Origin of the sequence: Streptomyces sp. FH025, assembly GCF_017427025.1 — a bacterium.
In the GTDB taxonomy this organism is placed as follows: domain Bacteria; phylum Actinomycetota; class Actinomycetes; order Streptomycetales; family Streptomycetaceae; genus Kitasatospora.
In genome coordinates this window covers 1-8,162 of the sequence record NZ_JAFLNG010000339.1, presented here as the reverse complement: position 1 = coordinate 8,162, position 8,162 = coordinate 1, and the positions used below count along the sequence as shown (strand labels likewise).

At 70.9% G+C, this 8,162-nt stretch carries 5 protein-coding genes and 5 tRNA genes; 2 read left to right on the top strand and 8 right to left on the bottom strand.

All coding sequences use genetic code 11. The features are described 5' to 3' along the window. Positions 1–89 precede the first annotated feature (89 nt). The 8 genes from J0670_RS22755 to J0670_RS22720 all read right to left on the bottom strand — a co-directional run bounded on the left by J0670_RS22755 (position 90) and on the right by J0670_RS22720 (position 3,638). A tRNA-Gln gene (locus J0670_RS22755) sits at positions 90–164 on the bottom strand. Between the two features lie 49 nt (positions 165–213). Next, a tRNA-Glu gene (locus tag J0670_RS22750) sits at positions 214–286 on the bottom strand. A gap of 26 nt (positions 287–312) precedes the next feature. Further along, positions 313–385: transfer RNA gene (locus tag J0670_RS22745), tRNA-Glu, on the bottom strand. Between the two features lie 27 nt (positions 386–412). After that, a tRNA-Glu gene (locus J0670_RS22740) sits at positions 413–485 on the bottom strand. Positions 486–531: 46 nt separating this feature from the next. Further along, a tRNA-Gln gene (locus J0670_RS22735) sits at positions 532–603 on the bottom strand. Between the two features lie 249 nt (positions 604–852). Further along, on the bottom strand, positions 853–2,352 hold the full coding sequence (gene gltX, locus J0670_RS22730; protein WP_207813500.1) for a glutamate--tRNA ligase: 1,500 nt from the start codon (positions 2,350–2,352) through the stop codon (positions 853–855). Then, the gene (locus tag J0670_RS22725) at positions 2,345–3,145 is read right to left on the bottom strand and encodes a fumarylacetoacetate hydrolase family protein (protein WP_207813499.1); all 801 of its coding nucleotides are present in this window, start codon (positions 3,143–3,145) and stop codon (positions 2,345–2,347) included. The genes gltX and J0670_RS22725 overlap by 8 nt, the downstream gene beginning before the upstream one ends. A gap of 226 nt (positions 3,146–3,371) precedes the next feature. Then, positions 3,372–3,638 (bottom strand): hypothetical protein, encoded by a 267-nt coding sequence (locus J0670_RS22720; protein WP_307806645.1) that lies wholly within the window; start codon positions 3,636–3,638, stop codon positions 3,372–3,374. A 589-nt stretch (positions 3,639–4,227) separates the two neighbouring features. On the opposite strand from J0670_RS22720, the gene J0670_RS22715 reads away from it, so the two are divergent. After that, entirely contained in the window at positions 4,228–7,737 is a 3,510-nt protein-coding gene (locus J0670_RS22715) for a nitrate- and nitrite sensing domain-containing protein (RefSeq protein WP_307806644.1), read from the top strand. Between the two features lie 10 nt (positions 7,738–7,747). Then, a complete protein-coding gene (locus J0670_RS22710; protein ID WP_030291361.1) occupies positions 7,748–8,161 on the top strand; it encodes a roadblock/LC7 domain-containing protein in 414 nt (137 codons plus the stop codon). The last annotated feature ends 1 nt before the right edge of the window (position 8,162 follow it).

The window sequence follows — 8,162 nt, the reverse complement described above, 5'->3', positions numbered from 1 at the left end:
TCCTGTAGATCTCAAGGAGTCGAGCGAGGCCCTTCCAGGCATTTCCCGGAAAACAAAAAGACCCCGGGGACCGGGGCCTTTCCAATTTCTGGCTGGGGTACCAGGACTCGAACCTAGACTAAATGAACCAGAATCACTCGTGCTGCCAATTACACCATACCCCAACACAAAGCAAGGGCCGACGGGCGGACCCATCGGCTTCCTGCTCTGAAGTACCCCCGACCGGATTCGAACCGGCGCTACTGCCGTGAGAGGGCAGCGTGCTAGGCCGCTACACAACGGGGGCTTCCTGGCGATCCCTTGCGGGATCAGTACCCCCGACCGGATTCGAACCGGCGCTACTGCCGTGAGAGGGCAGCGTGCTAGGCCGCTACACAACGGGGGCTTTCCAGGTGATCCCTTGCGGGATCAGTACCCCCGACCGGATTCGAACCGGCGCTACTGCCGTGAGAGGGCAGCGTGCTAGGCCGCTACACAACGGGGGCTTGATCTTCATTTGTACTGCGGTGCGATCTTGTCGATCGTACTGCGCTGGGGTACCAGGACTCGAACCTAGACTAAATGAACCAGAATCACTCGTGCTGCCAATTACACCATACCCCACCAGAGTTGAACCCTCGTCGGGATCTTCTCAGGCGTTGCGCCTCTCGTTCGGTCCCGGCGGGGGGCTTTCGCTCCCTCGTCCGTTCCCTCCCGGGCGGCGCAGAAAGAACATTACCCGACGTCGGCCCTGGCTCCAAAATCGATAACCGCAGGCAGCGACGGGAAGGCCGTCCGGTGACCTCCGGGTGCGCCGCGGGCCCGGCACGAAGCCGGGCCCGCGGCCTGCTCAGCGGTCCGTACGGACGGGTCCTAGGCGGCCGGGAGGGCGTCCAGGGCGGAGCGCAGCCGGCGCAGCGTCTCGGGGCGGCCGAGCAGCTCCATCGACTCGAACAGCGGCGGCGAGACCCGGCGGCCGGTGACGGCCACCCGCAGCGGCGTGAAGGCGAACTTGGGCTTGATGCCCAGCCCGTCCACCAGCGCCTCGCGCAGCGTGGCCTGGATCGGCTCCGGGGTGAAGTCCGCGAGCTCCTCCAGCGCCTTGACGCTGGCCTCCAGCACCGGGCGGGCGTCGGCCGTCAGCGCCTTGGCGGCGTCGTCCGGGTCGACGGCGAACTTCTCCGGCTCGACGAACAGGAAGCCGGCCATCTTCACGATCTCGCTCAGCACGACCATCCGCTCCTGGGTGAGCGGCGCGACCTTGGCGAGCAGGTCCAGCTGCTCGGCGGTCGGCTCGGCCGGCAGCAGCTCGGCGCCCTGGAGGAAGGGCACCAGGCGCCGGGCGAAGTCCTCCGGGGCCAGCTTGCGGACGTGCTCGGCGTTGATCGCCTCGCACTTCTTCAGGTCGAAGCGGGCCGGGTTGGAGTTCACCTTGGCGACGTCGAAGGCGGCGACCATCTCGTCCATGTCGAACAGGTCGCGGTCCTCGGCCAGCGACCAGCCCAGCAGGGACAGGTAGTTGAGCAGGCCCTCGCGGATGAAGCCCTGCTCGCGGTACATGTTGAGCGAGGCCTGCGGGTCGCGCTTGGAGAGCTTCTTGTTGCCCTCGCCCATCACGTACGGCAGGTGGCCGAAGCGCGGGGTGGTGCCGTTGCCGACGCCGATCTCGGCGAGCGCGGCGTACAGCGCGATCTGCCGCGGGGTGGAGGACAGCAGGTCCTCGCCGCGCAGCACGTGGGTGATGCCCATCAGGGCGTCGTCCACCGGGTTCACCAGGGTGTACAGCGGGGCGCCGTTGGCCCGGACGATGCCGTAGTCCGGCACGTTCTCCGGCTCGAAGGTGAGCGTGCCGCGCACCAGGTCGTCGAAGGAGAGGGTCCTGTCGGGCATCCGGAAGCGCAGGATCGGCTCGCGCTTCTCCAGCTTGTAGACGGCGACCTGCTCGTCCGTCAGGTTCCGGCAGTGGCCGTCGTAGCCGGAGGGCTTGCCGGCGGCACGGGCCGCCTCGCGGCGGGCGTCCAGCTCCTCGGTGCTGCAGTAGCAGTGGTAGGCGTGGCCGGCCTCGTGCAGGCGACGGGCGACGTCGGCGTAGATGTCCATCCGCTGCGACTGCCGGTACGGCTCGTGCGGGCCGCCGACCTCCGGGCCCTCGTCCCAGTCCAGGCCGAGCCAGCGCATGGCGTCGAGCAGCTGGTTGTACGACTCCTCGGAGTCGCGGGCGGAGTCGGTGTCCTCGATCCGGAAGACCAGCGTGCCGCCGGTGTGGCGGGCGTAGGCCCAGTTGAACAGGGCCGTGCGGACCATGCCCACGTGGGGGTTGCCGGTCGGGGACGGACAGAAGCGAACCCGGACGGCCGGGTCAGTGTTAGCCACGCTTGATCACCTTGTTGGTGAGAGTGCCGATGCCTTCGATGGAGACGGCGACCTCGTCGCCGACGTTGAGGGGGCCCACCCCTGCGGGCGTGCCGGTGAGGATGACGTCGCCGGGCAGCAGCGTCATGGCCTCGGAGATGTGGACGATCAGCTCGGCGACCGAGCGGATCATCAGGGAGGTGCGACCGGTCTGGCGGAGCTCGCCGTTGACCGTGCAGGTGATGGCGAGGTCGCCCGGGTCGAGGTCGGTCTCGATCCACGGCCCCAGCGGGCAGGCGGTGTCGAAGCCCTTGGCCCTGGCCCACTGGCCCTCGCGCTGCTGGACGTCCCGCGCGGTGACGTCGTTGGCGCAGGTGTAGCCGAGGATCACCTCGGGCACCCGGTCCAGCGGCACCTCGCGGCACATCCGGCCGATCACCACGGCGAGTTCGGCCTCGTGGTGGACCTCCGAGGAGAACGGCGGGTACGCGATGCTCTCGGTCGGACCGATCACCGAGGTGGACGGCTTGAAGAAGGTGAGCGGGACGTCCGGGACGTCGTTGCCCAGCTCGGCCGCGTGCGCCGCGTAGTTGCGGCCGACCGCCACGATCTTGTTCGGGAGCATCGGGCTGAGCAGCCGGACGTCCTGGAAGCGGTAGCTCTCGCCGGTGGGCTGGGGTTGGCCGAACGGGTGGCCGGCCAGCGCGTGGACCACCAGCGATTCGGGCTGGGAAGGGTCGCCCTCCACCACGCCGAAGGAGACGCTGCCGGCGGCAGGGCTCCCTTCCCGGACGGAAAACCTGGCAATGCGCACGGCTGGGCTACCCCTCGCTTCGTCGACCGCCCGGGGCGCCCCCGGGCGCTGGTGGGCGCCACGCCCGTGGTGGGCGCGGCCCCGTCAATCGTCGTCCAGGCTATCGCGTGAGGCCCCGGCCGACCGCTTTACCCCTGTTCAGGGCGGGGCCCGGAAACGCGTGAGGGCGCCGTGGACACCCGGAGTACGGGGTCCGCGGCGCCCTCGACGGGAACGCGGGCGGGGGTCAGTCCCGGGGGGTGACCACCGGGGCGACCATCAGCTGGGTGCGGCGCGGGTTGGCGGTGCTGCCCGGCAGCTCGGTGGAGTACGTGACGACGTCCTCGGGCTTGCGGGCGCCCGGGATCTTGCTGAAGTCCTCGACCGAGGCCAGCGTCGTCCGGCGCGGGTTCGCCGTGGGGCGGCAGGACAGCGTGGACTTGGGAGCCTTCTTCGCCTGGGACATCGAGAGCACCTCGTGGTCGCGGCCGGGCGGATCGCGGCGGATCGGCACCGGCCTGAGTGATTCCGATTGATTCGGAGGGGTTCTGGGCAGGCTGATCGGGGCCGTGCTCCGGAGACAGCCAGGTTACGAGATCTCATTCCACAGAGGCCGTGACCAAAGCTACACATTAGGCTGTGATTTTGCTCACAAATTCGCGAGCAAATCGGAGATATCCGACATATCGGCTCAACGGAATTTCCCGACATTGCACCCACAAGGGGCATTTCGGCAGGTCTGCGACTCTTTTAGATCTCCGGCCCGGTTGGCATGTATCCGGCGAGTGTCCGAAAAAGGCGGTATTCCGGTCCGGTTACCGCACAGTAAGTGAAACCGCGCATGCGGTCGGTAATGCCGGACAATAGGTCCCAGCGGCCCTTGTTGGGATTCCCCGGCTGTGCTGGAATGCGACGGACCGTGGGTAGGGAGTAGTCCACCCCGGTGCCCGCTCTCCCGGACCGGCCGGGAGGCGGATGGAAACTCGACACCGTCCAGGCCGTGGCGACGCGGCGGGACGCCCGGTCCAGAGGTTGCGACGCCAGTGCAGGGACGTTTCAAAAGGGGTAGCGGCGCCGCGGGTGACCCGGAGTCGCGCGAGCCTGTGGCAGCCCCCCAACAGGCGGCGGCCCCCGGCGGCCCGACCGACCCGGTGACGCCCGAGTCCCCCGCCCGTCCGGAGGCGGACGGCGAGGAACGGAAGTCCACCCGGGACAAGCTCCGGACCACCCTGACCAGACGGCGTGCCACCGGTCTGAGCCGGCTCGCGATGCGCAACTGGCGCATCCGCACCCGCCTGATCGCCCTGCTCGCGCTGCCCGTCCTGGTCTCGCTGGTCCTCGGTGGCCTGCGCATCCAGACCTCGCTGGAGAACTCCCAGCAACTCGCCCAGATGGCCAACCTGTCCGACCTGGCCAAGAAGGCGACCAACCTCGCGGACGCCCTGCAGACCGAGCGCGACATCAGCGCCGGCTACATCACCAACCGCCCGAACGACCCGCTGGACGACGAGATCGTCACCGCCCGCAAGGCCACCGACGACCTCAGCCGCACCTTCACCGCCTCCTCCGACAAGTTCGAGAACCTCGAACTCTCGGGTGGGAAGGCCCTGCTGTTCCAGCTCCGCCGGGACCTGAACTCGATCGCGGACGCGCGCAACACGCCGTACCAGAACAACCAGAACATCCAGGCGACGATCACCGCCTACGACGTGATCATCCGCGACCTGCTGTCCATCACCCAGGACATCGCGCTCGCCTCGGACAACAAGGACCTGCTCGTCTCCACCCGCGCGCTGCAGCAGTTCTCGCTCGCCAAGAACGCCACCTCGCAGCAGCGCGCGCTGATCAGCGCCGGTCTGGCCAACCCCAAGGGCCCCGACCTCAGTGCGAGCGACGAGTCCTTCGGCGTCCGCCTGCGCGCCTCCTACGACAACGCGCTCACCAGCTTCAACAACATCTACACCTCTCACGACCTGGACAACCTGCGCGGCCAGCTCAGCTACAACTCGGTGGTCGCCGACGCCGACCGCTACGCGCGCTCGATCCTCCAGCCGAGCGGCATCCACCAGACCGAGGTCGTCTCCTACAAGGACTGGTACGAGAAGGCCAGCGCCAAGATCACCGCCGAGCGCCGGATCGAGTCCAAGCTGATCGAGGACCTCGACGGAAAGGCCCAGGACCTCCAGTCCCAGGCCGACACCGAGGCCATCATCATCGGTGCCGCGATCGCCCTGGTGCTGCTGTTCGCCCTCGGTGGCGCGGGTCTGATCGCCCGCTCGATGGTGCGCTCGCTGACCCGCCTCCAGGCCGCGGCCGAGGACGTCGCCGAGCGGCGACTGCCCGAGCTGGTCAAGACCCTCTCCGAGAACGACCCGCACGACGTCGACACCACGGTGGAGCCGGTCGCCGTCGACTCCACCGACGAGATCGGCCACGTGGCCCACGCGTTCGACATGGTGCACAGCGAGGCCGTCCGCCTCGCCGCCGAACAGGCCCTCCTCCGCGGCAACATCAACGCGATGTTCACCAACCTGTCGCGCCGCAGCCAGGGCCTGATCCAGCGCCAGCTGTCGCTCATCTCCGAGCTGGAGAGCCGCGAGGCCGACCCGGACCAGCTGGCCAACCTGTTCAAGCTGGACCACCTCGCGACCCGCATGCGCCGCAACGGTGAGAACCTCCTCGTCCTCGCCGGTGAGGACCCGGGCCGCCGCTGGACCCGCCCCGTCCCGCTGGTCGACGTGCTCCGCGCCGCCGCCTCCGAGGTGGAGCAGTACGAGCGCATCGAGCTCGCCGCCGTGCCGTCGGCCGAGGTCGCCGGCCGCGTCGTCAACGACCTCGTCCACCTGCTCGCCGAGCTGCTGGAGAACGCCACCTCGTTCTCCAGCCCGCAGACCCGCGTCCGGGTCACCGGCCACGCGCTGCCGGACGGCCGGGTGCTGGTCGAGATCCACGACACCGGCATCGGCCTGAGCCCGGACGACCTCGCCGAGATCAACGAGCGCCTCGCCAACCCGCCGACGGTGGACGTCTCGGTCTCCCGCCGCATGGGCCTCTTCGTGGTCGGCCGCCTGTCCCTGCGACACGGCATCCGGATCCAGCTGCGCCCGAGCGACTCCGGCGGCACCACCGCGCTGGTCATGCTCCCGGTGGACGTCACCAACTCCGCCGAGCGCCGCGGCCCCGGCCGCTCCGGCTCCGGCTCCGGCTCCGGCCAGGGCAAGCAGCAGCGCGGGGTCGCCCCGACGCCGCGCCAGCAGCGCCAGGTGCCGCCCGGTCGCCAGGGCGGTCCGGCCGCGCTCGGCCAGGGCCCGGCCGGCGGCGCCCCGCAGGGCGGCCGTCCGCAGCTCGGCCAGGGAGGTCCGGCGGCTCCGGCCTCGCCCGCCGCTGCCGGTGCCCCGACCGCTCCCGCCGCTCCGGCCGCACCGGCCGGTCCGGGTGCGCCCGGCGGTCGCGCGGGCGGTCTGCCGACCCGCCAGGTCGGCAAGGCGCTGCGCGAGAACCCGATGCCGCAGGGCCGGCAGAACCAGCAGCAGCCCCAGGGCCGGCAGCCGCAGAACCAGCCGCAGGCCCAGAGTCAGGGCCAGCCGCAGGGGCAGGGCCAGGGCCAGCAGTCGCCGCAGGCCGGTCTGCCGCAGCGCGCCCCCGGCCGTCAGGGCCCCGGTGCCCCCGGCCAGCAGGGCCCGCAGGGTCCGCAGGGTCCGCAGGGCCAGCGCCGCCCGCAGCGCCCCGGCCCGGAGGCCCCGCAGCGCGACCGCCAGCCGCAGCTGCCGCCGCAGCAGCAGGCCCAGCCGCTGCCGCCGGCCGAACCGGCGCCGGTGGAGAGCACCCAGCAGTTCGCCCGGCCGCGCTTCGAGGCCAGCCAGATCGACCCGCGCGACCCGCTGGGCCTCGGTCTGGTGGAGCCGGTGCTGCCGAACGTGCCCAACCCGCCGCAGCCGCAGGTGCGTCCGGAGCAGGCCCCGGCCCCGCAGCAGCAGGTGCCGCCGCGGCAGGAGCCGATGGCGCTGCCGACCGGCCCGTCCGAGGCGACCGGCGAGCAGCCCTGGCCCCCGCAGCAGCCCGAGGGCCAGCCGCAGGCCCGGCCCCGGCCGTACCAGCCGCGCCGGCCCGGCACCTCCGCGCCGGAGTTCCAGCCGGAGTTCCAGGAGCAGGCCCAGCCGCCCCGCGCCCCGCAGCAGCAGGCCCAGCCGCAGCCGGCTCAGCCCCAGCCGCAGCAGCCCCAGCAGCCGCAGGTGCAGCCGCCGCAGCCGGGCGTCGGCGACGCGCCCTGGCGTCCGTCCGCGAACGACGAGCGCTGGCGCCGCGCCGAGCAGATCCGCGAGCCCTCGACCAGCGGGGTCACCATGTCCGGCCTCCCCCGGCGGACCCCGCAGGCCAACCTGGTCTCCGGCACCGCCGAGGCCTCTCCGCTGACCGGCCCCCAGGTCTCCCGGGCCCCCGAGGAGGTCCGCGGCCGCCTGACCAACCTGCGCCGCGGCATCCAGCAGGGCCGCAGGGCCGGGGCCGAGCAGGCCGCCAACCAGCCGGGTGTCCAGCATGGTGCCCAGCAGCCCGGATTCGATAGTTTCGGTGGCCGGAACGACGGCAACGGCGCAGATCACCAGGAGCGTTGAGTTGAACCAGATGAGCCAGGCCGCACAGAACCTGAACTGGCTGATCACCAATTTCGTGGACAACACCCCCGGGGTGTCCCACACCGTGGTGGTCTCCGCGGACGGCCTCCTGCTGTGCATGTCCGAAGGCTTCCCGCGCGACCGCGCCGACCAGCTCGCCGCCGTCGCCTCCGGCCTCACCTCCCTCACCTCCGGCGCCAGCCGGATCTTCGAAGGCGGCGAGGTCAACCAGACCGTCGTCGAGATGGAACGGGGCTTCCTGTTCCTCATGGCCATCAGCGACGGCTCCGCCCTCGCCGTCCTCGCCGCCCCCGACTCCGACATCGGCCTCGTCGGCTACGAGATGGCCCTCCTCGTCGACCGCGCCGGAGCCGTCCTCACCCCCGCACTCCGCGCGGAACTCCAGGGCAGTCTCCTGCACTGAC

Excerpts from the sequence above, each read along its gene's own strand:
- J0670_RS22710 (WP_030291361.1), top strand. The coding sequence starts at position 7,748 with ATGAGCCAGGCCGCACAGAACCTGAACTGGCTGATCACCAATTTCGTG.